The 23,131-nt window shown below is 72.1% G+C and carries 22 protein-coding genes; 7 read left to right on the plus strand and 15 right to left on the minus strand.

The features are described from left to right. Positions 1-166: 166 nt before the first annotated feature. Together OG570_RS43910 and OG570_RS43915 are read right to left on the minus strand one after the other, a co-directional pair. Positions 167-823 carry a response regulator transcription factor gene (locus tag OG570_RS43910; protein ID WP_323331878.1) on the minus strand — a complete coding sequence of 219 codons (657 nt, stop codon included), beginning with the start codon at positions 821-823 and terminating at the stop codon, positions 167-169. Continuing rightward, entirely contained in the window at positions 787-2,124 is a 1,338-nt protein-coding gene (locus OG570_RS43915; RefSeq protein ID WP_326954602.1) for a sensor histidine kinase, read from the minus strand. The genes OG570_RS43910 and OG570_RS43915 overlap by 37 nt, the downstream gene beginning before the upstream one ends. A gap of 185 nt (positions 2,125-2,309) precedes the next feature. Between OG570_RS43915 and OG570_RS43920 the strand changes: the two genes are divergently transcribed. Continuing rightward, on the plus strand, positions 2,310-2,981 hold the full coding sequence (locus OG570_RS43920; RefSeq protein ID WP_326954603.1) for a VC0807 family protein: 672 nt from the start codon (positions 2,310-2,312) through the stop codon (positions 2,979-2,981). Between the two features lie 57 nt (positions 2,982-3,038). Next, a complete protein-coding gene (locus tag OG570_RS43925; protein ID WP_326954604.1) occupies positions 3,039-4,244 on the plus strand; it encodes a macrolide family glycosyltransferase in 1,206 nt (401 codons plus the stop codon). Positions 4,245-4,330: 86 nt separating this feature from the next. Here the strand turns inward: OG570_RS43925 and OG570_RS43930 are convergent, their stop codons facing one another. Continuing rightward, a complete protein-coding gene (locus tag OG570_RS43930) occupies positions 4,331-7,069 on the minus strand; it encodes a helix-turn-helix transcriptional regulator (protein WP_326954605.1) in 2,739 nt (912 codons plus the stop codon). Further along, positions 7,066-7,365 (minus strand): hypothetical protein, encoded by a 300-nt coding sequence (locus OG570_RS43935; protein ID WP_247049330.1) that lies wholly within the window; start codon positions 7,363-7,365, stop codon positions 7,066-7,068. The genes OG570_RS43930 and OG570_RS43935 overlap by 4 nt, the downstream gene beginning before the upstream one ends. 352 nt (positions 7,366-7,717) lie before the next feature. Here OG570_RS43935 and OG570_RS43940 point away from each other — a divergent pair, with 352 nt between their 5' ends. Together OG570_RS43940 and OG570_RS43945 are read left to right on the plus strand one after the other, a co-directional pair. Next, positions 7,718-8,695 carry a LuxR C-terminal-related transcriptional regulator gene (locus OG570_RS43940; protein ID WP_326947980.1) on the plus strand — a complete coding sequence of 326 codons (978 nt, stop codon included), beginning with the start codon at positions 7,718-7,720 and terminating at the stop codon, positions 8,693-8,695. Between the two features lie 100 nt (positions 8,696-8,795). Then, positions 8,796-9,599, plus strand: a complete 804-nt coding sequence (locus OG570_RS43945) for an enoyl-CoA hydratase-related protein (protein ID WP_326954606.1) — start codon at positions 8,796-8,798, stop codon at positions 9,597-9,599. A gap of 22 nt (positions 9,600-9,621) precedes the next feature. Here the strand turns inward: OG570_RS43945 and OG570_RS43950 are convergent, their stop codons facing one another. Further along, the gene (locus OG570_RS43950; RefSeq protein WP_326954607.1) at positions 9,622-10,569 is read right to left on the minus strand and encodes a hypothetical protein; all 948 of its coding nucleotides are present in this window, start codon (positions 10,567-10,569) and stop codon (positions 9,622-9,624) included. Between the two features lie 462 nt (positions 10,570-11,031). Continuing rightward, entirely contained in the window at positions 11,032-13,713 is a 2,682-nt protein-coding gene (locus OG570_RS43955) for a lectin (RefSeq protein ID WP_326954608.1), read from the minus strand. A gap of 264 nt (positions 13,714-13,977) precedes the next feature. Between OG570_RS43955 and OG570_RS43960 the strand changes: the two genes are divergently transcribed. Continuing rightward, entirely contained in the window at positions 13,978-14,499 is a 522-nt protein-coding gene (locus tag OG570_RS43960) for a dihydrofolate reductase family protein (protein ID WP_326954609.1), read from the plus strand. Positions 14,500-14,572: 73 nt separating this feature from the next. Here the strand turns inward: OG570_RS43960 and OG570_RS43965 are convergent, their stop codons facing one another. The 7 genes from OG570_RS43965 to OG570_RS43995 form a co-directional block, all read right to left on the minus strand. Further along, positions 14,573-16,120 carry an acyl-CoA carboxylase subunit beta gene (locus OG570_RS43965; RefSeq protein ID WP_326954610.1) on the minus strand — a complete coding sequence of 516 codons (1,548 nt, stop codon included), beginning with the start codon at positions 16,118-16,120 and terminating at the stop codon, positions 14,573-14,575. Beyond that, positions 16,117-16,887, minus strand: coding sequence for an SDR family oxidoreductase (locus OG570_RS43970; protein ID WP_326954611.1), 771 nt, complete (start codon positions 16,885-16,887; stop codon positions 16,117-16,119). Before OG570_RS43970 ends, OG570_RS43965 begins: the two co-directional genes overlap by 4 nt. After that, on the minus strand, positions 16,884-17,636 hold the full coding sequence (locus OG570_RS43975; RefSeq protein ID WP_326947974.1) for an SDR family oxidoreductase: 753 nt from the start codon (positions 17,634-17,636) through the stop codon (positions 16,884-16,886). Before OG570_RS43975 ends, OG570_RS43970 begins: the two co-directional genes overlap by 4 nt. 110 nt (positions 17,637-17,746) lie before the next feature. Next, on the minus strand, positions 17,747-18,046 hold the full coding sequence (locus OG570_RS43980; RefSeq protein WP_326947973.1) for an EthD family reductase: 300 nt from the start codon (positions 18,044-18,046) through the stop codon (positions 17,747-17,749). A gap of 138 nt (positions 18,047-18,184) precedes the next feature. Beyond that, positions 18,185-18,775: a GNAT family N-acetyltransferase gene (locus tag OG570_RS43985; protein ID WP_326954612.1), complete on the minus strand. Its 591-nt coding sequence runs from the start codon at positions 18,773-18,775 to the stop codon at positions 18,185-18,187. 206 nt (positions 18,776-18,981) lie between these two features. Beyond that, positions 18,982-19,734: an alpha/beta fold hydrolase gene (locus OG570_RS43990; protein ID WP_326954613.1), complete on the minus strand. Its 753-nt coding sequence runs from the start codon at positions 19,732-19,734 to the stop codon at positions 18,982-18,984. Continuing rightward, the gene (locus tag OG570_RS43995) at positions 19,734-20,102 is read right to left on the minus strand and encodes a DUF1330 domain-containing protein (RefSeq protein ID WP_326947970.1); all 369 of its coding nucleotides are present in this window, start codon (positions 20,100-20,102) and stop codon (positions 19,734-19,736) included. The genes OG570_RS43990 and OG570_RS43995 overlap by 1 nt, the downstream gene beginning before the upstream one ends. A gap of 78 nt (positions 20,103-20,180) precedes the next feature. Here OG570_RS43995 and OG570_RS44000 point away from each other — a divergent pair, with 78 nt between their 5' ends. Next, a complete protein-coding gene (locus OG570_RS44000; protein WP_326954614.1) occupies positions 20,181-20,798 on the plus strand; it encodes a TetR/AcrR family transcriptional regulator in 618 nt (205 codons plus the stop codon). On the opposite strand, the gene OG570_RS44005 is transcribed toward OG570_RS44000, so the two are convergent. Continuing rightward, positions 20,773-21,090 carry an STAS domain-containing protein gene (locus OG570_RS44005; protein ID WP_326954615.1) on the minus strand — a complete coding sequence of 106 codons (318 nt, stop codon included), beginning with the start codon at positions 21,088-21,090 and terminating at the stop codon, positions 20,773-20,775. The two genes, OG570_RS44000 and OG570_RS44005, sit on opposite strands and share 26 nt — an antisense overlap. 83 nt (positions 21,091-21,173) lie before the next feature. Beyond that, positions 21,174-22,046 (minus strand): helix-turn-helix domain-containing protein, encoded by an 873-nt coding sequence (locus OG570_RS44010; protein WP_326954616.1) that lies wholly within the window; start codon positions 22,044-22,046, stop codon positions 21,174-21,176. A gap of 132 nt (positions 22,047-22,178) precedes the next feature. Here OG570_RS44010 and OG570_RS44015 point away from each other — a divergent pair, with 132 nt between their 5' ends. Beyond that, a complete protein-coding gene (locus OG570_RS44015; RefSeq protein WP_326954617.1) occupies positions 22,179-23,129 on the plus strand; it encodes an NADP-dependent oxidoreductase in 951 nt (316 codons plus the stop codon). Positions 23,130-23,131 lie beyond the last annotated feature (2 nt).

Consider the following 23,131-nt stretch of genomic DNA (forward strand, 5'->3'; position numbering starts at 1 on the left):
CGTGAGCAGGCAAAACGCTACTGAGCCCGGAGCGGGCCAGAAACCCCTAACGGGGCCCCTAGGCACCCTGCACGTCACCCGGCGGGACAAGGGAAAACGCCCTGAAGGTGCCCCTCAGGGACTTCCGGTCCCTGAGGGTGCCCTTCAGGGCGTTGAAGCCCGAGGGTCAGACGGCCTTGCCGCGGTTGAGGTAGGTCAGCACCGCGAGCACCCGCCGGTTGTCGTCATTGGACGGTGGCAGGTTCAGCTTGGTGAAGATGTTCGAGATGTGCTTGCCGACCGTGCCGTCGCTGAAGTTGAGGCTCTGCGCGATGCCGGCGTTCGACCGGCCCTCGGCCATCATCTCCAGCACTTCGCGCTCGCGCGGGCTGAGCGTCTCGAAGGGCTCGTTGCGTGCTTGGCGCGCCAGCAGCTTCGCGATCACCGTCGCGTCCATCGCGGTGCCGCCGGCCGCGACCCGCCGCACCGCCTCGACGAACTCCTCGGCGTCGCCGACGCGGTCCTTCAGCAGGTAGCCGACGCCGCCGGCGCCGTCCTGCAGGAGTTCGTTGGCGTACAACTGTTCCACGTGCTGGGACAACACGAGCACGGGCAGCCCGGGCACCTGCTTGCGCGCGGCCAGCGCGGCCTGCAGGCCTTCGTCGGTGAAGCTCGGCGGCAGCCGGACGTCGACCACGGCGACGTCGGGGCGGTGCTCCAGCAGCGCCTTCAGCAGTTCGGGCCCGGTTTCCACCGCGGCGACGATGTCGAAACCGTGCGACTGCAGCAGCAGTGTCAAGCCGTCCCTCAGGAGAGCGAGGTCTTCGGCGAGCACAACGCGCACGGGATCTCCAAACTCACGCGGGTCGGTCCGCCGGGCCGGCTGACGACGCCCAGACTACCGTCGAACGCTTCCAGCCTTTGGGCGATCCCGCGCAACCCGGACCCGGCGGCGAGATCGGCCCCGCCGCGGCCTTCGTCCACCACCGCGCCGGCCAGCAGCCCGTCGTCGAACCGCAGCCGCACGGTGACGTCCCGGGTCTGCGCGTGCTTGACGACGTTGGCCAGCGCTTCGCACACGCTGAAGTAGACCGCCGCCTCCACCGCCGGCTCGAACCGGCCGGGCAGCTCGATGTCGACGTTCGCGTCCAGCGGCAGGTCGAGCACGAACGCCCGCAGCGCGTCCCGCAGCCCGCGCTCGGCGAGCACCGGCGGGTGGATGCCGTGCACCAGGTCCCGCAGTTCCTGCAGGGCCTTGCTCGAGGAGTCCCGCAGCTCGAGCACCAGCTCCTTGGCCCGGTCCGGGTCGCGGTCGATGAACTGCGACAGCGCGGCCAGCTTCATCCGCATCGCGACCAGCCGCGCCTGGGCGCCGTCGTGCAGGTCGCGCTCGATCCGGCGCAGCTCGGCGGCCTGCGTGGCCAGCGCGTCCGCGCGGGTGCGGGTCAGCTGCCGGACGCGGTCGTTGAGCTTCCCCCGCCGTCCCGGCTTCAGCAGCAGCGACGTCCATTCGCCGTGCAGCCGCAGCAGCGGGCCGGCGAACGCGGCCCCGGCCGCGACGCACGCGAGCCCGACGGCGATCTGCAGCGGCACCTCCGTGCCGCCCAGCCACGAAAGCTCGCCGACGACCCCGGCCGCCTGTCCCACCGCCAGCAGCACGCCGGTCAGCCCGGTCAGCACCAGCAGCACCGGGAACGCCGCGAGCGCGCCGCCGACCACCGGGTCGGCCAGCAGCCAGGCCAGGTCGCGCCAGGTCGCGGGGTCGCCCCAGATCCAGCGGACCCGCAGCGACACCGCCGCGAACCAGCGGCGCTTGTGGTAGTCCTTCCCGCTCCAGTACCAGCCGTGCTCGGTGCGTTCGAGCCGCGGCCGCGGCCGGTACGGCACCGCCACCGGCACCCCGGACCACTTCCCGGCCAGCTCGCGCGCGGTGTTCGCGATCCGCCGGATCACCACCGTGATCAGCAGGAACAGCGGGAACATCCCGAGCCCGAACCACAGCACCAGCGACAGCAGGGTGCCGACCGCGAGCGCCGCTTCGCCCAGGCTGAGCAGGCCGAGCGCGGCGCCGCGCGCGAGGTCACGCGGCGCGCGCCGCAGCCGGGTGGCCACGGGTGCGCCGACGGCGACCGCCGTGTCACTCATGTCGGTTCCTCCTCCGGGCGAGCCCACCCGGTCAGTCTGACTCACGGAGCGTGGCCGGGCGGAGACGGATACCACCCCTGCCCGCATAAAGAAAACTCCACCCCGGTCGGGGTAGAAGAGGGGTTCTGACGAGATCCACTCCCTTCTACGTTGGAAACACACCACCGACGACCTGGGAGAACCCGATGACCACCACCGCTCCGAAGACCAGCGCAGTCGGCGCGATCGTGACCAACCTGGTCGTCGACCTCGTCGCCCCGATCGCCCTCTACTACGGCCTCCGCGCCGCCGGCGTCGACCAGCTGCTCGCCCTGCTCGCCGGCGGGGCCGCGCCCCTGGTCCACGTGATCTGGCAGGTCGTGCGGACCCGCAAGGTCGGCGGCCTGGCGCTGTTCACCCTGACCATCCTGCTGCTGAGCGTCGCCGCGTCCTTCCTCACCGGCAGCGAGCGGTTCCTGCTGGCCAAGGACGGCTGGCTGACCGCCGTCGCCGGCCTGTGGCTGCTCGGCACGCTCCGCACGAACCGCCCGTTCATCTACGAGGCCGCGCGGCCGATCGCCGACGCCAAGGCGAAGACGCCGGAGGACACCTGGACGCACCGGTTCGCCACGTCCGAGAGCTTCCGCCACGGCATGCGCGTGGTCACCGCCGCCTGGGGCATCGCGCTCGTGCTCGACGCCGTCGTCCGCGGGGTCATGGCCTACACCCTGCCGGTCGACCTGGTCCCGGGCCTCGGTGGCGCGCAGTACGCCGTGCTCTTCATCGGCCTGCAGATCTTCGGCCAGGTCTACGGCCAGCGCACCGGACTGATCGGCGACAAGAAGAAGAGCGCCACCGCCGGCGCCGTCACCGCCTGAACCACCTCGCCCCGCCCGCCGGTGATCCGGACGAAACCTCCGAAAAGGAAGCAGACCATGTCCCGCCATTTCGCGTTCGTCACCATCCCCGCCCACGGGCACGTCAACCCCACCATCGCGGTCGTGGCCGAGCTCGTCGGCCGCGGCCACCGGGTCACCTACGCCGCCACCGCCGAGTTCGCCCCCGCGCTGCGGGCCGCCGGCGCGGACGTCCTCGTCGTCGACACCACGCTCGCCTCGGCCCACCCCGGCAAGGAGGTCACCGCCGACGACGTCGCCTGGCTGCCGCTGATCCTGCTGCGGGAGAGCGCGCAGCTGGCCCCGGCGCTGCTGGCGCACTTCGACGGCGACCTGCCGGACGTCATCGCCTACGACGTCACGATGTACCCGCTCGCCCGGATGCTCGGGCGCCGCTGGGACCGGCCGACGCTGGAGCTGTTCCCGACCTTCGCCGCGAACACCGAGTACTCCGTGGCCGAGGAGGCCGAGCGCATCGCCGGCGTCGCCGCCGAGCACCCGGCCACCGCCGCGTTCCACGCCGAGTTCACCGAGTTCCTGTCCCGCAACGGGTTCGCGGACGTCACCCCCGAGGACATCACGCGCGGCGAGCCGGACGAGCCGCGGCTGGTCTTCCTGACCCGCGAGTTCCAGTACGCCGGCGACACCTTCGACGAGCGCTTCGGCTTCGTCGGGCCGTGCCTGTCCGAACGCGGGTTCCAGGGTGACTGGACACCGCCGGTGACCGGCCTGCCGGTCGTCTACGTCTCGCTCGGCACGGCGCACAACCTGCGCCCCGAGTTCTTCCGCGCCTGCGTGGCCGCCTTCGCCGGCCGGCCGGTGCACGTCGTGATGGCCATCGGGGACCGCGTGCCGGTCTCGGCGCTCGGCGAGCTGCCGCCGAACGTCGAGGTGCACGCCCGGGTCCCGCAGCTTTCCGTGCTGCGCCACGCGTCCGCGTTCGTCTGCCACGCCGGGATGGGCAGCACGATGGAGTCGCTCTACTTCGGCACGCCGCTGGTCGCGGTGCCGCAGATGCCCGAGCAGGACGTCGTCGCCCGGCGGATCGCCGAGCTGGGCCTCGGCCGGGCCCTGGACCGCGACGAGGTCAGCCCGGAGAGCCTGCGCGAGGCCGTCGAAGCCGTGCTCGCCGACGACGCGCTGCGGGCCCGCCTCCGTGCGGAGAGCCGCCGCGTCCGCGAAGCCGGCGGCACCCGGACCGCCGCGGACAAGCTGGAGAACTACGCCGAGACGGCGGCTCGCTGACCCGGGCGCGGAACGCCGGAATGCCCGGTCACGCTGGGGAGTCGTGACCGGGCATCGGGGCGACCGTGGCCGGGAGGGGGCCACGGTCAAGCCGTACCGGCGACGGTCGGCTCGAGCCCGGCGGGCAGGTCGGCGCGGTTGCCGACCTTGAGTTTCCGGTAGGTGCGGGTCAGGTGCTGCTCCACGGTGGACACCGTGATGAACAGCTTCCGGGCGATCTCGCGGTTGGTGTAGCCGTGCCGCGCCAGCGCGGCGGTGCGGTACTCGGCCGAGGTGAGCAGCGCGAGCCGGTCCGTTTCGCCGGGTACGCCCGCCGGCTTGAGGTCCTCGGCGGACATGTGCGGCTGCAGCTCCCGGCACACCGCGTCGGCCCGGCAGTCCTGCGCCACGTGCCAGGCCCGGCGGACCACCATCCGGGCGCGGCTGGTCTCGTTCAGCTCGTGGTGCGTGCGCCCCAGGTCCGCCAGCACCTTCGCCAGCTCCAGCCGGTCCCCGCCGGCCTGGATCTCGTCGACGGCCTTCTTGAGCATCGGCGGCCGGTCGGCCAGCTCGTGCGTGTTCGCCAGCACCCGCAACGTCGCCCCGAGCGCGGCGGAGTTGCTCTCGCTGACCAGGTTGAGCTGGGCGTCCACCAGTTCGGCCGCCTTGGCCCGGTCGCCGATCCGCTGGTAGGCCTCGGCGCAGCCGGCCCGCCACGGCACCAGTGCCGGCAGGTCGATCCCCCACGCCGTCATCAGCTCGCCCGCCGCCATGAAGTCCCGCAGCGCCGCGTACACCTGGTCCGTGGCCAGGTGGTGCCGGCCGCGGGCGTAGAGGTAGGGCAGCGCGTGCACGGTCCGCATCATCGCGGCCGGCACCGGCTGGGCGATCAGCGCTTCGGCCTCCTCGTGCGCCCCCATCTCGGTGCGCGCCCGGATCATGCTCGCCAACGGTGACCCGATCGCCACGCCCCAGCTCGACGCCGAGATCAGGGCGAGGGCCTTCGCGCCGTGCTCCAGCGCGGCCGGGAGACCGCCCTGCCGCACGGCGATCTCCGCCCGCAGCGCGCTGAACACCGCCTGCCAGGCCGGGGCCCGGCGCTTGGCCGACTCTTCCAGCAGCCGTTCGCACCAGGGCAGGGCCCGGTCGGTGCTGCCCGCGTACATCAACGCGCGCAACGCGAAGGTCAGCGGCTGGACCGTGGCGTCGGCCAGCCGGGTGCTCTGCAGGATCTGCTCGACGGCGACGACGACGTTGTCCCCGTAACGGCCCCGCAGGACCGCCTTGAGGATCCGGGCGGCGCGCCACTGCGTGTCGACGACCGTGCCGCTGGGCACCGGCCGGGTGCCCGCGGCCCGGGCCGGGACCGGCAGCCGGGCGGCGAGTGCCGGGTGGGTGCACGCCACGGCCAGGCACAGGGCCTCGGCGTCGAGCGACATCCCGGTGTTCTCGATCTGTTTGCCGAACCCCTCGACCGCTTCCTCGGCTTCGCCGTGCCACAACAGGTGGCGCAGCGGCCCGGGGCCGTTCGCGACGCCGCCGATGTCGGCGGCCAGCGCGCGGATCCGCCGTTCGGCCGCGACCGGGGAGACCCGCCATTCGGCGTCGGCGAGCAGGGTGGTGACGGCGACCCGCTGGGCGTCGTCACCCAGCCGGCTCATCGGTTCGAGGTAGCGGACGACCTTTTCGACGTCGTCCTCGGCCAGCGCGAGCTCCGCGGCGCTGCGGAGCACGGTGGCGACCCAGGGCTCGTCGAGGTCTTCGGAGGCGACCAGCATTTCCGCGACGCTGCGGCTCTCGGCGCCCGCTTCGTACAGCAGCCGGGCGGCCCGGCGACGCAGCCGGGCCCGCCGGCCCGGTTCGATGGCCTCCAGCACCGCGGCCGCGCCGGCCGGGTGCCGGAAGCGGCCGCCGGCCAGGATCCCGGCGGCTTCGAGGTCCCCGAGCACCCGGACCGCTTCGTCCGCGCCGGCTCCGGCCAGGTCGGCCGCCCGGTCGGCGTCGGCCGCGCCGGCCAGCACGGCGACCGCCGCGGCGAGGTCCAGCGCGAGCGGGCCGCTGCTGCGCAGGCAGCTCAGGACCGCGTTGCGGAAGGCGAACCCCGGCGACGGCTCGGCCGGGCCGCCCGCCGTCCGGTGGTCTTCGAACAGGGCGTGCACCAGCAGCAGGTTGCCGCCGGTGAGCTCGTGGTAGGCGGGGGCGAGCAGCCGGGCGGCGTCCGCGCCGAGCTCGCCGGTGACCAGCTCGACCACGCCGTCCGCGGGCAGCGTCGTCAGCCGGATGCGGCGGCAGTGCGGCAGCCGCACCAGCTCGGCGTCGAACGCCGGGCCGACCGACCGGTCGCTGGTGCGCTCCCCCAGCGCGACCAGGATCCGGGCGGAGCGGATCCGCACCATCAGGAAGAGCAGGCAGTGCAGCGAATCCTCGTCGGCGTGGTGCAGGTCGTCGACGACCAGCACCACCGGCGCCGTGCGGGAGAGCTTGAGCAGGGCGGCGGCCACCGCCCGGGAGATGTGCTGCCGCGCCGCCCCCGGGTCCCCCGCGAGGGTGGTTGCGCCGGCTTCGAGCAGCGCGGCGAACTCGTCGGCCGCCCCGGCCGGCACGGCCGGGCTCTGCACCAGCTGCCCGAGCACGCCGAACGGCAGGTCCCGCTCGGAGTCCGACGCGATGGCCTGCAGGACGACGGCCCCGGACTCCAGGGCCGTGTCGGCCAGCCTGCCGAGCAAGCTGGTCTTCCCGCTGGCGACCGGGCCGCCGATGAGCGCGACCCGGCCCCGGCCCTGCCGGACACCTTCGTACATTTCCCCTAAAATGGACATTTCCGCACGATGATGGACATACTTCATTGCTGACCAGGCCCCTCATTCCCCGCGATCGGCACGACGATCCAGCCGCGCAATTGCGGCGCGGATGACACGGCGGTTTCGCAGAGATGAATTCCGGTGATCGCGACCGAATGCGCGTCCGGCGCGGTGGAGAAGAAAACGACTTCTATGCGACCCGGGCCGGTGGCGACACGCATGTGTTCGATTCCCAGCCCCGGCTCGGCGAGGGCCCAGAGCAGGTCCACCAGTACGTGCGGGTCCAGCTCGCGGTGGGTGGCCTCGCCCGATGCGGCAAGTGTGACGCTTGCCATGTACACGGGCAGTCTCCGTACTAGGGGCGGCCGAAGCCCAGCCCGCTGATGATGTTCTTGATGGTGTCCCAGTCGAAACCGTCGGGAGTCTCGGCCTGCTGTGCGATTTCTTGAACGTTCATGATGCTGTCCCCAGTGTGTTGTTCGGCTTTCGCTGGACACAGCTTGGCTCGCCGGGCGGGCCTCCCGGAAGGGCCCGGGGGTGGCACCAAATGCCTCCGCACCTTGGTGCCAGAGCCCACCCGAACGGCCTCCGACCACCGGGTACGTCTCTGGTCGGGGTGTTAACCACGGTGTACGCTCCGGCGTGGAGGGGGTACTTGGCCAGGAAGCAACAGACTGGGGGTCGCTGCTTTTCATGCTGAAGCCACTGGGGGTGGATGCAACCGGCGAATTGGTCTACCGGACGATGGTCGCGCACCGTGATTGGGGCGTGGCCGATCTTGTGACTTCGCTAGGTTTGTCCGAAGAGGAAGTACGTACGACACTCGATCGCCTGGCCGATCTCGCACTGGTCCGGCCCTCCCGGGAAGACCCCGACGCCCTGCGGGCCGTCGATCCCGAGTTCGGCCTGCTTTCCCTGGTGCAAATGCGACAGGCACAACTGCAGCGCAGCCAGCTGGAACTGGCCGAGAGCCACGCGGCGGTGTCCGATTTGATCGCCGATCTCCAGGAGGCCGCGCCCTCCCTGAGCCCGGACGAATTGGTCGGGATCGACGAGATCCAGCGGCGTATCGAGGTATTGGCGAGCCGGGCCAGCAAGGAATGCCTTTCCTTCATGCCGGGCGGCGCCCAGTCCGAGGCGAGCATCAATGCCGGAATGCCACTCAACCAAGCCGCGTTGTCCCGCGGCGTGGCGATCCGGACCGTTTATCTGGACAGCGCCCGCAACGACGCGCGCACGCAGAAGTACGTCGACTGGCTCGTCGAACGCGGCGGTGAGGTCCGCACCCAGCCGACCCTGCCCGCCCGGCTGCTCCTGGTCGACCGCGAGACCGCGTTGGTCCCGCTCGACGCGGAGAACACGCGCCAGGGCGCCATCCAGATCACCACGCCCGGCATCGTCTCGCTGATGCGGGCCTACTTCGAGCAGCTCTGGTACAGCGCGTCGCCGTTCGGCGCCGGCCGCACCCGGGACGACGAAGGCCTGACCGGCCAGGAGCGCGCCCTGCTCTCCTTGCTCTCCCACGGCATGACCGACGAGGTGGCCGCCCGCCGCCTCGGGCTGTCCCTGCGGACGGTCCGCCGGATGATGGCCGACCTGATGGACCGGCTGAGCGCCAAGAGCCGGTTCGAGGCGGGCATGCGCGCGGCGCAGCGCGGCTGGCTGGCCTGATCCCCGCCGGGAGGTGAACGCCGGCGTTCACCTCCCGGCGGGGTTCGCGTGCTCCTCGGCCGCGCTATGCTCGGCGGCCTCTGACCCCGAGGAGGCGGCCATGCCCGAGTCCATTGTGGACGGCGTCCGGTACGGACGGGACGGCGCGGTCGCCACCGTCACCTTCGACAAGCCCGAGCGCAGCAACGCGATGGACGTCCCGATGCAGGCCCGCTACGGCGCGGCGCTGCGGGAGGCGGACGCGGACCCCGAGGTCCGCGCGGTCGTCGTCACCGGAGCCGGAAAGTCGTTCTGCCCGGGCGCCGACCTGGGCCTGCTGGACGGCATCGTCGCAGCGCCCCCGGCGGGCGGCGGCGGCCACGAGAACTTCCGCGACGTCCTCGCGGCGGCCACGGTGGGCGTCCCGGTGGTGGCGGCGATCAACGGCGGCTGCGCCGGCCTGGGCTTCGTGATCGCGTGCGCGGCGGACGTCCGCTTCGCGGCCGCGGGCGCCAAGTTCACGACGGCGTTCGCCCGCCGGGGCCTGATCGCCGAGTACGGCATCGCGAAGCTCCTCCCCGAGCTGATCGGCCAGGGCCGGGCCCGCGACCTGCTGCTGTCGGGCCGCACGTTCACCGCCGAGCAGGCGCTGGAGTACGGCCTGGTCCAGGAGGTCGTCCCACCCGGCGAGCTGACGCTGCGGGTCCAGGCGTACGCGACGGAACTGGCGACGTACAGCGCCCCGCGGTCGATGGCGGTGATGAAGCAGCAGTTCACCAGGGAAGCGGCGCTGTCGCTACCGGAGTCGGCCCGCGAGGCGACGGCGTTGATGGTGGAGTCGTTTGGCCACCCGGAGCTGGCCGAAGGACTGGCGAGCTGGAACGAGCGGCGCGCCCCGGAGTTCCCGCCCTATCCGGCGGGCTGAACCGACACGAAGCCGCCCGGTATCAAGACGAACGGGCGAAGAGCCGATGCCACCATCGACTCGAACTGACGTGCGGCAGGTCGCACACCGTCGGCGGAGGCTGCGGTGCAGGCGGCGCGGCCTCCCGTTCCGACTGTGCGGGGCCCTGGTACATCGCCAGAATGCGCTGGAGTTCGGACACGCGCAGCTGCGCGTTCTCGAGGCGCCCGGCCAGATCCTCGCGACGACGCCGCTCGTACTCGGCGCGTTCGAAGTGCAGCTCCAGGAGATCGACGACTCGGCTCGTCTGCTGGGAGTCGGTCGACTCGGCCGCGACCAGCTCCATCTGCTCTTCCGCACGCTGTCGGGCCCGGTTGATCAGGACGAGTTCGGTCCGCATGTTCTCGATGTGTTCGCGCTCGCGCTCGTGCAGGGCCTGCAGTTCACTCTCCCGTTGCGCCTCATCCGGCGAGCTCTCTTCGCCGGCGGGTGAGCGGAGTGCGCGCATGCGCTCGAGATCGGCTTCCAGCTGCCGGCACTTGATCTCTTCCTTGGCCAGCCTCGCCGCGAGGTCCTGCTCACGCTGCCGCAGGTCGGAAACCTCCTGGCGGGCCTCGGTGAGACGATCGCGGAGATCGCGGGAGAAGTCGTCGAAGTCGCTGCGCACGATGACCAGGTCGTGCTCGCGAGGCGGCGCTTCGAGGCGCGCGCGAGCTTGCTTCCAAGGTTCCAGGGCCTCGGACCCGAGACCGCACGCCAGCAGGATCGCGACCATGTGGCCGTCCCGCGGCAGCCTCTGTCCCTTGAGCAAGTCCGACAGCGTCGACTTGGCCAAGGTGGTGCCGTGCTCAGTGGCCCAACGACAGACCTCGTCGTAAGTCTTGCCCGACCGCGACCGGACCTGTTGCAGCAAGTCGGCGAACTCGACGACGGTCGTCGCCCGGCCCGGGGCAAGATCGTCGAAGAGATGGGGCGACGAGGCTACTTCCACAACCAACTCGGTCGTTTCGGTCTCGCCGAGCGTTACTCCCCGTTCGATCCTGTTCTCCCCCGTTCGGCCCTGTTCGAGTCCGGCCCGATCTCGTTCGAAGTCCTGTGAAACAGCCCCTGACCAGGGCTTCCTGGGGACATGACGAAACCAGGAAGATCAAGCGAAGACCGCAGGCCGATCCCGTGGGAGGACCTGCTCGGACTCGTCCGGTGGACGGCCGGCTCACGAGAACGGTCACGAAACCTGCGCGGGTTGTTGTGCGTCCTGGGTGGGTTCGCCGCAGTGATCGTGGGCGAGCTTGCTGCCTCGGGCATCGCTTCCGCGGTGAGCATGCTGCTGGCGGTCGGCATCGGCTGTGGCTCACGGAGAAGGCGACGATGACCGAACGTTCCTGACGCTGGGCCGATGACAGGTGGTCATCGGCCCAGCGTCAGGTCGTCACCTCGGTGACCGCGACCAGGGTCAGCCGCGGGTCCAGCTCTGGGCCGCGCTCTGGTTGCAGTCGTAGATCTGCAGCTGTGTTCCGTCCACCGTGGTGCTGTTCGGGTCGTCCAGGCAGCGGCCCGACTGCGGGTTCACCAACGCTCCCGCCGTGCCCGCCTGCCACTTCTGGGCGCCCGAGCCGTTGCACTGCCACAGCTGGACCTTCGTGGCGTTCGCCGTTCCGCTGTTGCTGACGTCCAGGCAGCCGCCCTGGGCCTGCAGGGAGCCGTCCGCTCCGGAGAACCACTTCTGCGCGCCGCTCGAGTTGCACGTGTACAGCTGAGCGTGCGTCCCGTTCGCCGTGCCGCTCGTGGCGACGTCCAGGCACTTGCCCGCGACGCCCGAGGACACCGGGCCGATGTGCGGGAGCGTGCCGCCGTACGACGGCGGCGGGTTCGACGCCGCCCACGACGTGTTCGCCGACGTCCCGAGGGTGAAGGCCAGCGTGCCGCCCGAGGTGATCGCCGACGTCGGGGCGTACGCGTTGTTCCACGCCCCGCCGTTCCACGTCGCGCTCTGGACGTACGGCGCGTTGTCCGCCGCCGCCGGGGCGTTGATCGTCAGCGTGTTGCCGCTCGGCAGGCTGACCACCGACTGGGTGAACAGCGGGCTGCCCAGCGCGAGGTCGGGCGTCCCCGGCGTCATCGGGTAGAAGCCCAGCGCGGAGAAGACGTACCACGCGCTCATCGCGCCCAGGTCGTCGTTGCCGGCCAAGCCACCCGGCGCGTCCGTCCAGATCTGGTCCTGGACCTGGCGCACGACCTTCTGCGTCTTGTACGGCTGCCCGACGTAGTCGTACTCCCACGGCAGTTCGAGGCTCGGCTCGTTGCCCAGGTCGGCCTGGCTGCCGCCGCTGCCGTGGAACCCGGCCAGCACGCTGTCGAGGTAGCTGATCAGCGACGCGTTGCCGCCGCGCGCCGCGGCCAGCCCGGCGACGTTGAACGGCACCATGCCGGTGTACTGCCACGACGTGCCCTCGACGAAGTTCGACCCGCTCGCCGGGTTGAAGCCGGCGGTCCAGCCGCCGCCCGCGTCCTTGGGCTGCATGAACCCGGTGGCCGGGTTGAAGGTGTTCTTCCAGTTCTGCGCGCGGCCGGCGTAGACGGCCTGGTTCGCGGTGTCCCCCAGCGCCCCGGCGAACGCCGAGAGCGCGAAGTCCGCCGTGTTGTACTCCAGCTGCGTCGAGACCGGGCCGTAGAAGTTGCAGCACTGGTAGGTGCCGTTGGCCGGCAGGTACCCCGGCGCGTTGAGCGCGTTCAGCCCGGGCCGGACGTTGTTCGCCGCGCTCGCTTCGTGCAGCATCGCCTGCAGCGCCGCCGACGTGTCGAAGTTCTTCGCGCCGAAGGCGTAGTAGCTCGCGAGGATCGCCGTGCCCGGATCGCCGACCATCACGTACGTCTCGCCGTTGTTCTGCGCCCACTTGGGCAGCCCGCCGCCCTGGGCGTAGTCGGCGATCATCGACTGCGCGATGTCACTGGTCTGCGTTGGTGCCACCAAGGCGGTCAACTGCGCTTGGGTCCGGTAGATGTCCCAGCCGGAGAAGTTGGCGTACTGCGCCGAATGTCCGCTCGCGACGGTGTGGACCTGGTTGTCGAAGCCGATGTACTGCCCGTTGCTGTCGGAGAAGACGTTGGGGTGCAGCAACGAGTGGTACAGCGCGGTGTAGAACACGCGCTGCTGCGCCGTGGTCCCGCCGGCGACCTGGATCCGGCCGAGCATCGAGTTCCACGCGTTGTGCGCGGCCGTGTGGGTCGCGGTGAAGTCGAACGCGGGGATGTCCCCCGTCCGGTTCGCGACGGCGTTGGCCACCGAGACGTACGAGACGCCGACCTTGGCCTGCACGGTCCGGTTGGTCGTCGTGTCGAACCGGACGTACGCGCTGCCCGGGCCCGCGGCCGGAGCGGCGGGAGCGGCGGGAGCGGCGGCGGCCGCGGCCTTCGGCTCCGCGCCGTGCAGCTTGTCCGTCGACGCCTTGGGCGTCACGGCGGGCGCGGCGGCCGTACCGCTGGCGCTGAACGGGCGGTCGAAGACCAGGTCGAAGTAGAGCGTGTAGGTGAACCCGGCGCCGCAGAAGTGACCGGACGTGACCGATCCGGACACCTCGGTCGGGCTGACCACGGTCCACGTCTGGTTCGACGTCCCGTTCTGGCTGCCGTTGAGCTTGAAGAGCAGGTTCGCCTGCGACGTCGACGGGAACGTGAAGCGACCGAACCCGGACCGCAGCGCGGCGGTCAGCTCGGTCTTGACACCGTTGTCGAGACCCACGGAGTAGTACCCCGCGTCGGCGGTTTCGTTCGCGTGGGAAAAGGAGTCCGTCGCGCCGGTGTTGACCGCGCCGACCGTCGGCAGAATGGGGACGTCACCGTCGGCACCACAGCCCGGACCGGACAAATGCGTCAAACTGAAACCGGTGATCGAGGAATCCTTGTATTCGTAGCCGCCGCCGTCCGGGCGGCTGGGCGTGTCGGGACTCCACTGCACCATGCCGAACGGCACGTCGGCGCCGGGAAAGTCGTCGGCGGCGTTGGACGTGCCGATGAAGGGGTTCACGACGGACGCGGGATCGGCGACCAGCGTCGCCGCGGAAGCGGAAATGGGAATCAGGCCGGCCACGGCCAGCACGGAAGCGGCCGATAGCCGCATGAGGGAACGCAAGACCATGTCACTTGTCCTTCGCCGTTGAGCACAAGCACCAATCCGTCTTCCGGGGTCCGGGTGGCGGAGCCCCCGGCTCGGGGCGGAGCCCCGGAATTGCACAGCCGCGGTTTCGAGAACGGTCCTCGCGCGCTGACACCGTTGTCAACGGTCCGTGGTGATCCTGTCGCGTTCCGGACACGGCCGGGTGAAGCCGATGACTTTTCCGGCCGCGGGCCGTCAGTACTGAAGTCCGCGAAACGCCTCAAGGAGACACCTCCAGGAGACAGCATGGCGAAACTGCTCTACGGCTTCAGCATGTCGCTCGACGGCTTCCTCGCCGGTCCCGGCGGCGACATGTCCTGGCTGACCCCGTACCTGCGCCCCGATCCGGTGGTCGACGCCCTGATCCCGCGGATCGGCTCGCTGCTGGTCGGCCGGCGGACGTTCGGCGGCGACGACCCCCACCGCGGCGACGCGGAGCGCGAGGGCAAGGCCTTCGGTGGCGGCTGGGAGGGTCCGCAGTTCGTGCTCACCCACCGGCCGGCCGCGCCGGTCCCGGACGTCACCTTCGTCGGCGACCTGCACGAGGCCGTCGACGCGGCGAAAGCGGCCGCGGGCGACAAGTACGTCAACGTCCTCGGCGCCGACGTCGCGCGCCAGTGCCTCGAAGCCGGGCTCTTGGACGAGATCCTCGCGATGCCCGTGCCGGTCCTGCTCGGCGACGGCGTCCGGATCTTCGACCACCCCGGCGGCACGACCGTCCCGCTCGAAGTGGTGGCGCCGAACTGGTACCGGGTCGTGAGTGTTTAGGGCGGTTAGAACCGCCCTAAACACTCACGACAAGCTGCGGCAGACCATCCACCGCGGCGTACCGGGTGATCCGCTAGGGCCGCATCCCGAACGACGGGCGGCCCACCAGCTTCGGCAGCACGGCGTAGGCGTCCGGCACCCAGTCGCACAGCCGCGCCCGGGTCTCGCGCGGGTCGATGACGTCCTCCACCGAGAACCGCTCGGCCGTGCGGAACGGCGAGCGGACGGCGTCGAGGCGGGCGCGGATCTCCTCGATCCGCGCGTCCCGATCGTCGGTCGCGTCGAGTTCGGCGCGGTAGGCGGCCTCGATGCCGCCCTCGACGGGCAGCGAACCCCAGTCGCCCGAGGGCCACGCCCAGCGCCGGACCAGCCGGTGCCGGTTGGTCTGGCCCGCGCCGCCGACGCCGAACACGCGCCGCACGATCACCTCGGCCATCGGCACCCGCGCCTGGTAGACCGCGGTCACCGCGCGGGCGCCGTGGCGGATCGCGCCCGCGCGTTCGGCCGCCGCGCCGATCACCATGCCGGCCTGGTCCGTCAGCGACACCAGTGGCAGGTGGAACGTCTCGCAGAGGTCGACCAGGCGCGTCATGACGTCGGCGCCCTCGGGCGTCAGCGTCGCGCCGCGGTACGGGTCGGTGGCGAGCACGCCGACCGGATGACCGTTGAGCCGCGCCAATCCCGCGTACGCCGAGCCGCCCGAGACGGCGTAGTCGAACACCGAGCCTTCGTCGAAGACGCCGTCCAGCAACGGCCGCAGCCGGTACGGCTGACGCCGGTTGCGCGGGACGAGCGAGAGCAGCGCCTCGTCGCGGCGGTCGACCGGGTCCTCAGTGGACCCGACCGGCGGCAGCGAATCCACAGAGGACGGCAGGTACGACAGGAACTGCTTCAGCACGGCGAAAGCTTCGGCTTCGGAGGCGACGATCCGGTCCACCGCGCCGCTGCGCCGGTGGACGTCGGCCCCGCCCAGTTCCTCTTTGGACAGATCCTCCCCCGTCGCGTGCTTCACGACCGGCGGCCCGGCGACGAACAGCTGCGCGACGTCCTCGACGAGCACGCACAGGTGCGACATCACGGCCCGCGCGGCGCCCAGCCCGGCCACCGGGCCGAGGCACGCCGCGACGACCGGCACCGTGGACAGGTTGTCCACCACCAGATCCCAGGCCGGGTTCACCGGGACGTAGGTGAACCCGTGCTGCTCCAGCATCTTCACGCTGCCGCCACCGCCGGTGCCCTCGATCAGACGCACCATCGGCATCCCCAGCTCGTTCGCGAGCCGCTCGGCGTAGACCTGCTTCTCCATGATCGCCGCGTCGGCCGCGCCGCCGCGCACGGTGAAGTCGTCACCGCCGATCGCGACGCGGCGGCCGTCGAGCTTGGCCGTGCCGATGACGAAGTTGGCCGGCGTGAACGACTCCAGCGAGCCGTCCACATAGGACGCCGTCCCGGCCAGCGCGCCGATCTCGTCGAAGGTGCCGGGGTCGGCGAGCGCCGTGATGCGTTCGCGGACCGTCGAGCGCCCGGCCGCGTGCTGGCGGGCCACCTTCTCCGGCCCGCCCATCCACTCGGCCAGCTCGCGCCGGCGGGCGATCTCACCGACCTCCGGCTCCCAGGTCATGCGTCGCCGAGCGCCTGCTCGACCTTGCGCTGCAGCTTGTTCATCCCGCCGAGCCACCGGTCGGTCTCGGTGGCGCGCGCCGCGTAGTACCCGGCGACCTCGGGGTGCGGCAGAACGAGAAAGCGCTTCTCCTCGATCGCCTTGAACAGCGCGTCCGCGACCTGCTCCGGCTCGATCGCCGACGCGCCCATGAGCAGCTGCCCGGCGGTGCCGGTGCTCTCCAGCATCGCCGTGCGCACCCCCTGCGGGCAGATCGCCTGCACGGTGAGGCCGCGGTGGCGGTAGGTCGCCGACAGGTACTCGGCGAAGGCCAGCGCGCCGTGCTTGGTCACCGAGTACGGCGCCGAGCCGAGGCTGGTGAGCAGCCCGGCGGCGGAGACCGTCGCGATGAAGTGGCCCTTGCCGCGCTCGAGCCACGCGGGCAGCAGCAGGTTGGCCGCGCGGACGTGCGCCATCACGTTGACGTCCCAGGTGCGCGCCCAGACCTCCTCGGGGCTTTCCGCGCCGCCGAAGGGCGCGATCCCGGCGTTGGCGCAGAAGACGTCGATCTCGCCCAGGGTCTCCCGGGCGCTCTCGACCAGCTTCGCGACGCCGTCGACGCTCGCGACGTCACCGACGAACGCCGTCGCGCCGATCTCGGCCGCGACCTCGCGGACCTTGTCGCCGTCGAGGTCCGCGACGACGACCCGGGCGCCGTCCGCGACGAACCGGCGGGCCAGCGTCGCCCCGATACCGCCGCCACCACCGGTGACGACGACGCCGGTCACAGGCCACCGCCCAGGGTCACGCCGCCGTCGAGGACGACGGTCTGGCCGGTGATCCAGCTCGCGTCGTCGGACAGCAGGAACGCCACCGCGCCCGCGATGTCGGACGGCAGGCCGAGGCGCTTCATCGGGTACGCCGAGGCGACCTCCTCCTCGCGGCCTTCGTACAGGGCGGTCGCGAACTTCGTCTTGACCACGGCCGGCGCGACGGCGTTGACCCGGATCTTCGGGCCCAGCTCGGCGCCGAGCTCGACGGTCAGCCGGATCAGCGCGGCCTTGCTGACGCCGTACATCCCGATGCCGGGCGACGCGCCGAGGCCGGCGACGGAGGCGACGTTGACGACCGCGCCGCCGTGCTCGCCCATCCACGCGTCGCGGGCGCGCTTGGTCCAGCCGAGCGGCGCGAGCACGTTGACGCCGAGGATCTTGGCCGCCGCGCCCGGGTCGATGTCGAGCGTCGAGCCGTAGACCGGGTTGATGCCGGTGTTGTTGACCAGGTAGTCGAGCCGGCCGAAGGTCTCGATCGTCTTCGCGACGGTCTCGTCCTGGTGGTCGGTGTCGTCGGACTTGCCGGGCACGAACATGGCGACGTCCGGGCCGCCGAGGGAGCTGACCGCCTCTTCCAGGGCTTCGGGCTTGCGCGCGGTGATGCAGACCTTGGCGCCGCGCTCGACGAGCGTCTTGGCGATGCCGAGGCCGATGCCCCGGCTGGCCCCGGTGACGATCGCGACGCGATCCTTGAACGAGTTCACGGCAGGGTGTCTCCTTCGACGTTGCCCGGAACATACTAAGCGGTCGGTTGTTGGTGCCATTATGCGCGATCCGCCCGCGGCCTCAAGACCGCGCGCGTCACACGCCGCGCTCAGCTCAGCTCGTAGTGCACCAGCTGCGCGCCACCGGTCGCGTAGTTGGCGACGTCTGCGGAGACCGCCTTGCCCTCGTCGGACCCCAGCGCGGCGGCCATCGCCTCGGCCGACTCGAAGTCGCCGTGGAAGACCGCGAAGTACGGGCTGGCCCCACCCAGACCCTCGACGTCGAAGGCGTGCTGCATCCGGACGAGGCCGGGAAGCTTCGCCGCCAGCGGCAGGTGGACGCGGGTGTAGTGGTCACGGAAGTGCGCGGGATCGACGGGCGGCGGGTAGAGGACGGTGAGCCGGTGCACGGGCAGTCCTTTCGGCGACGGGAGGGCGGTCCACCGAGCGGGACCCGCGAACGGACAGTAGCGGAGGACCGGCCCCCGAGCCCGCCGGTTCCCCGGCGGCTCACGCAGGTGCGACGTCGGCGCCGAACCCGGCGAGCGTCATGACGACGGCGAGCCGAGGTCGAGCCGCATGAGCCAGCGCACCCGGCGGTCGGCCCGCGCCTGAGTGGGCCGTACCCGGTCGAAGCCGGCTCCGGTGAACAACGTGGTCGTGCCGACGTGCGCGGCGCTCGAGCCGATCCGCGCCCCCTCCGTGTCGACCGGGTACCCCTCGATGGCCGGGGCGCCGCACGAACGCGCATAGGCGACAGCTCCGTCCAGCAGAGCCCGGGACACGCCGCGGCGCCGATACGGCGCCCGCACCACGAAACACACCACGCTCCACACCGGCACGTCGTCGAGCGGGGGCATCGTCCGCGACCGCACGAGCCGCTCCATCCGCGCCCGCGGCGCCACGCCACACCAGCCGATCGGCACGTCGCCGTCGTAGGCCAGCACGCCGGGCGCGGGTTTCTCGGCACACAACGTGCGGACATGCTCGGCCCGCTGTTCACCCCGCAGCGCGCTGTACTCGGCCGAGGTACTCCGATACGCGAGGCACCAGCAGGCACGCTCGTTCCCGCTCGGGTTGAGGATCGCCGCCACGTCCTCGAACCGGGACGCGGGACGAACGTCGAAAGAGGCAGGCATGGGATCACCGTAGATCCGATTCCCGACCGAGCTGTGCCGGGCAACGGGGGCGGCGCCGCGGTCTTCCCGTGGCACCACGATGGCGCCGGCTCGCTGCTGAACCGACGCCATCGCCGAATCCCCGCCAAGCACGGAAGGGACACAGAACCGCGATTACCCAGCCTCGCGTCCTTTGAACACGGATCAACGCGGCATCGACGATCCGCTCAGCGGATCGTCGACCAGAAAGTCGTCAGTGCCGCGGCGCCGCGGGCCGGGGCCTCGGTCATCCACCAGTGGCCCAGTCCGTCGAGGACCGCGACCTGGGCTCCCGCTCGGGCGGCCGCCCGGCGGCGTTGCTCTTCCGTGCCGACGACGTGGTCCGCCGTGGCCAGGATGGCCAGGCCCGGGCGAGCCGCCGCGCGCTCCAGTTCCAGGCCGAGGCCGGGTGGGCCCGCCTGGGCGGCCGATCGGTACAGGGCCAGCACCGCGTGGCCCATCGCCTCGCCCTGCCCCGCCGCCACCCGGGCCGCGACCGCGCGGCCCATCCCCCGCTGCACCAACGTCTCCGTGCGTTCCTCGACGGTGCCGCCGAACCGGGCCACGACGTCGGCCTCGCCGACGCCGGGGGTCTGCCAGCGGCGGGCCAGCTCGTGCCACTCGTAGCCGGGGTCGTAGACGCCGAGCACGTCGCTGACCCAGCTGCGCACCAGGTCCGGGCGGCTCAGCACCACGTTCACCACGTGCCCGCCGCCGACGTCGTGGCCGACCAGGTCCACCGGCTCGCCCAGCGCCGTCAGCTGTTCGACCAGCCAGTCCCGGTACTCCGCGTGCGTGGCGCCGAACCCGGCCGGCAGCGGCGCCCCGAAGCCGGGCGGCGACAGGCACACCAGGTCCGAGCGGACGGCCGCCAGCTCGGCCAGCAACGGCTCCCACACCGCCGCCGTCTCCGGGTTGCCGTGGACGAACACCGCGGGCATCAGACGGCGACCGGGCTGGTCGGCTGCAGGACCGACTCCACCAGCGCCTCACTGCGCAGGTGCGCGACCGCCTGGTAGTCCGGGTCGCGGACCATGGCCGCGAACGCCCGCCGGTCCGGGTAGCGGACCAGCACCACCATGTCCCAGGCCTGGCCGTCCTCGGCGACCAGGGCGCGCCCGCCGTCGCCCAGGTACTCGACGCTCAAGCCGTAGCGGGCGTTGATCGTGTGGCCGAGCGCCTCGGCGTAGCGCTGGTAGCTCTCGCGGCCGCCGGCCGGGCGGAACCGCAGCAGGTTGAGCATCACGACCGGGCCGCCAGGGTCGTCGGCGAGCAGGGCGTCGAGTTCGCGGTCGTCGATGTCGATCATCAGGAGCCTCCCGGGTTCAGGCTTCCACTCAAACATACTTGTTGACCGACACGCAAGTTAGTTTGATAGGCTGTGGTCATGCCGACGACCACGCGCCGCACCCAGCAGGAACGCCGTGACCAGGCGGAAGCCGCGCTACTGGCCGCGGCCGCCGAACTGGTCGTCGAGCAGGGGGTGCGCTCGCTGACCCTGGCCCGGGTCGGGGAACGCGCCGGTTACAGCCGCGGCATCGTCACCCACCACTTCGGCGCCAAGCAGACCCTGGTCGAACGGCTCGCCCGCGCCACCCAAGCCGGCTTCGTGCCCGGCCTCGACGGCGTGACGCCCGGGCTCGACCGCCTGCTGCGGCTGATCGACGGCTACCTCGGCGCGCTCAGCTCGATCGGCGTGTTCAACCAGGCTTTCCTGCTGCTGTGGGCGGAAGCTCCGACACAACCGGAGCTGGCCCCGATCTTCCGCGAGCGGGACGACGCCTTCCGCGCCGACCTGCGCGACGACGTCGAAGCGGGCATCGCGGACGGCACCATCGACCCCGGAGCCGATTCCGGCGACGTCGCCGTGGCCGTCGTCGGGCAGCTCCGCGGGATCGCGCTGCAACGGCTGCTCGATCCGCGGAGTGTCGACACCGAACAGCTGCGCCGCGGCGTCACCGGATTCTGGCGCCGGGCCCTCAGCCGACCGGCTGCAGCGGGATGACCGGATCCAGGCCCAGCAACGCCCACTTCCTCCGCACGTAGGCCGAAGCCACGATCAGCAGGGCCTTGCCTTCCGCCGCACACCGTTCCACGAGAGCCAGCAGCGGCACCACGGCTTCCAGGGTCAGGAAGGTCACCGCCGAAAGGTCGACCACGACCGGGGTGCCGGGCGGCACGGCCAGCGCCGGCGCGAAGGCCCGTTCCACCTCTTCGGTACCGGCCAGCTCGGGTGCGGCGCGAAGGGTGAGCACCGCCGCGGCCTCGAACGGCGTGGGGTCGCCGGCTGTCCCCATCTGCCCACCTCCCTTCCGGGCTCGGGTGCGAGCGTCCACGATCTTCGGGCATTCGGCGCGGGACCCCACCCCGGATTGCCGGGTCACGAAGACCGGGTGGACGTCTCCGTCGCCCGGGGCGCGTCGAGCAGGCCGGCCAGCAGCCGCAGCCGGTCGTCGTCCGGGCCGCCCGGCTCCGCGGTGTAGACGATCAGCACCGGCCCCGGCGCCCCCGGCATCGCGTACGCGTCCCAGTCCAGGTTCAGCTCCCCGACCAGCGGGTGGTCGACGCGCATCCGGCCGCGGGTCGCGGCTTCGACGTCGTGCCGGGCCCACAGCGTCGCGAACTCCGCACTGCGCACCGCCAGTGCACCCACCAGCTCGACCGCACGCGGGTGACCCGGCTCCGCGGCGACCTGGGCCCGCAGCATCCCGGTCAGCTCGGCGACGGTGGCCGCACGCTCCGGGCACGCCCGATCGGCCTCCGGGTGCAGCAGCAGCGCCAGCAGGTTCCGCTCGGCCCGGGGCACCTCGGTGAACGCGCCCAGCAGCGCCCCGGCCAGCGGGTTCCAGGCCAGCACGTCCAGGAACCGGCCGACGACCAGGGCGGGTGACGTCGTCGCGCGCAGCAGCCGCAGCGTGGTCGGCGGCACCTCCTCCGGCGGGTACCGGCGGGCCGGCCGGGCCGGGGTGCGGGCGGCCGCGGCGAGGCTGTGCAGGTGCCGGGTCTCCTCGGCCGAGAAGTCCAGCGCCCGGGCGATGGCGTCGAGGACCTGGCCGGAGGGCCGCACGTCACGCCCCTGTTCCATGCGCTGGTAGTAGTCCGAGCTCACCCCGGCCAGCAGGGCCAGTTCCTCGCGGCGCAGGCCGGCGACGCGCCGTCGCGGACCCGGCTCCAGGCCGACGTCCTGCGGCCGCACCCGGGTCCGCCGGGTCCGCAGGAACTCGGCGAGCGCGCGGCGAGGGTCATCGGTCACCGGCCCAGTATGCCCGCGGCGTGACCGGCGAAGGTGGGTCCGGCGGACCCAGGACAAGGCGAACGACCGTGCCGCCGTGAATACGCCCCAGGATCGGTGTCGCACCAGCCGACCACGGGAGGAAACCACGCCATGAAGGCCGCACAGATCACGAGCTTCGGAACCCCGGACGTCCTGCGGGTCACCGAAACCGACCGCCCCTCCCCCGGTGCGGGCGAGGTCCTGGTGGCGGTCGAGGCGTCCAGCGTCAACGGGCACGACGCGATCGTCCGCGCCGGTGGGCTGCGGATGGTGTCGGGCCGCAAGTTCCCGATCGGCGTCGGCCTGGACTTCGCCGGGGTCGTCGTCACGACCGGACCCGGCGTCGAGGGCCACCGCGCCGGCGACCGGGTCTGGGGCATGGTCCACCCGCGGCAACGCCACACCGTCGCCGCCGCGGCCGAGTACGTCGTGGTCCCCGCCGAGCGCATCGCACCAGCGCCCGCGGACGTCCCGGCGGTCGAGGCGGCGTCCCTGGTCGTGGCGGGCAGCACCGCGCTGATCGCGCTGCGCGACAGCGTCCAGCTCAAAGACGGCGAGCGGGTCCTGGTCCGCGGCGCGGCCGGCGGCGTCGGCACCGCCGCGGTGCAGCTGGCCCACGCGCTGGGCGGCCGGGTCACGGCGCTGGCCCGCGACCGTCACGCCGCGCTCCTGCGCGACCTGGGCGCCGACGAGGTCCTCGACTACGGCACCACGACGCCGGAGGGGATCGGGCCGTTCGACGTCGTCGTCGACACCGTCGGCTCCGAGCTGAACCGCTACCGCGGCCGGCTGGCCAAGGGCGGCCGGATGGTCACGATCGCCTTGTCGCCCCCCGCGCTGGCGGCGATCGCCGCGTCGACCGTCCACGGCGCCCGACGCATCCGCGCGTTCAGCGCCAACCCCGGCTCCGCCGTACTGGCCGAGCTGGCCGGCTACGTCACGTCCGGCGCCCTGCGCCCGGTCGTGCAGGGGGTGTACCCGCTGGCGGACGTCGCCGCCGCGCACGAGGCCTTCGAACGCGGCGGCGTCATGGGGAAGCACGTGCTCGCCGTCAGCCGCTGAAG

Source organism: Amycolatopsis sp. NBC_01286 (assembly GCF_035982555.1).
Lineage (GTDB): Bacteria > Actinomycetota > Actinomycetes > Mycobacteriales > Pseudonocardiaceae > Amycolatopsis.

Excerpts from the sequence above, each read along its gene's own strand:
- OG570_RS43915 (WP_326954602.1), bottom strand. The coding sequence starts at position 2,124 with ATGAGTGACACGGCGGTCGCCGTCGGCGCACCCGTGGCCACCCGGCTG.
- OG570_RS43920 (WP_326954603.1), top strand. The coding sequence starts at position 2,310 with ATGACCACCACCGCTCCGAAGACCAGCGCAGTCGGCGCGATCGTGACC.
- OG570_RS43925 (WP_326954604.1), top strand. The coding sequence starts at position 3,039 with ATGTCCCGCCATTTCGCGTTCGTCACCATCCCCGCCCACGGGCACGTC.
- OG570_RS43930 (WP_326954605.1), bottom strand. The coding sequence starts at position 7,069 with ATGAAGTATGTCCATCATCGTGCGGAAATGTCCATTTTAGGGGAAATG.
- OG570_RS43940 (WP_326947980.1), top strand. The coding sequence starts at position 7,718 with ATGCTGAAGCCACTGGGGGTGGATGCAACCGGCGAATTGGTCTACCGG.
- OG570_RS43945 (WP_326954606.1), top strand. The coding sequence starts at position 8,796 with ATGCCCGAGTCCATTGTGGACGGCGTCCGGTACGGACGGGACGGCGCG.
- OG570_RS43955 (WP_326954608.1), bottom strand. The coding sequence starts at position 13,713 with ATGGTCTTGCGTTCCCTCATGCGGCTATCGGCCGCTTCCGTGCTGGCC.
- OG570_RS43960 (WP_326954609.1), top strand. The coding sequence starts at position 13,978 with ATGGCGAAACTGCTCTACGGCTTCAGCATGTCGCTCGACGGCTTCCTC.
- OG570_RS43965 (WP_326954610.1), bottom strand. The coding sequence starts at position 16,120 with ATGACCTGGGAGCCGGAGGTCGGTGAGATCGCCCGCCGGCGCGAGCTG.
- OG570_RS43985 (WP_326954612.1), bottom strand. The coding sequence starts at position 18,775 with ATGCCTGCCTCTTTCGACGTTCGTCCCGCGTCCCGGTTCGAGGACGTG.
- OG570_RS43990 (WP_326954613.1), bottom strand. The coding sequence starts at position 19,734 with ATGCCCGCGGTGTTCGTCCACGGCAACCCGGAGACGGCGGCGGTGTGG.
- OG570_RS43995 (WP_326947970.1), bottom strand. The coding sequence starts at position 20,102 with ATGATCGACATCGACGACCGCGAACTCGACGCCCTGCTCGCCGACGAC.
- OG570_RS44000 (WP_326954614.1), top strand. The coding sequence starts at position 20,181 with ATGCCGACGACCACGCGCCGCACCCAGCAGGAACGCCGTGACCAGGCG.
- OG570_RS44005 (WP_326954615.1), bottom strand. The coding sequence starts at position 21,090 with ATGGGGACAGCCGGCGACCCCACGCCGTTCGAGGCCGCGGCGGTGCTC.
- OG570_RS44015 (WP_326954617.1), top strand. The coding sequence starts at position 22,179 with ATGAAGGCCGCACAGATCACGAGCTTCGGAACCCCGGACGTCCTGCGG.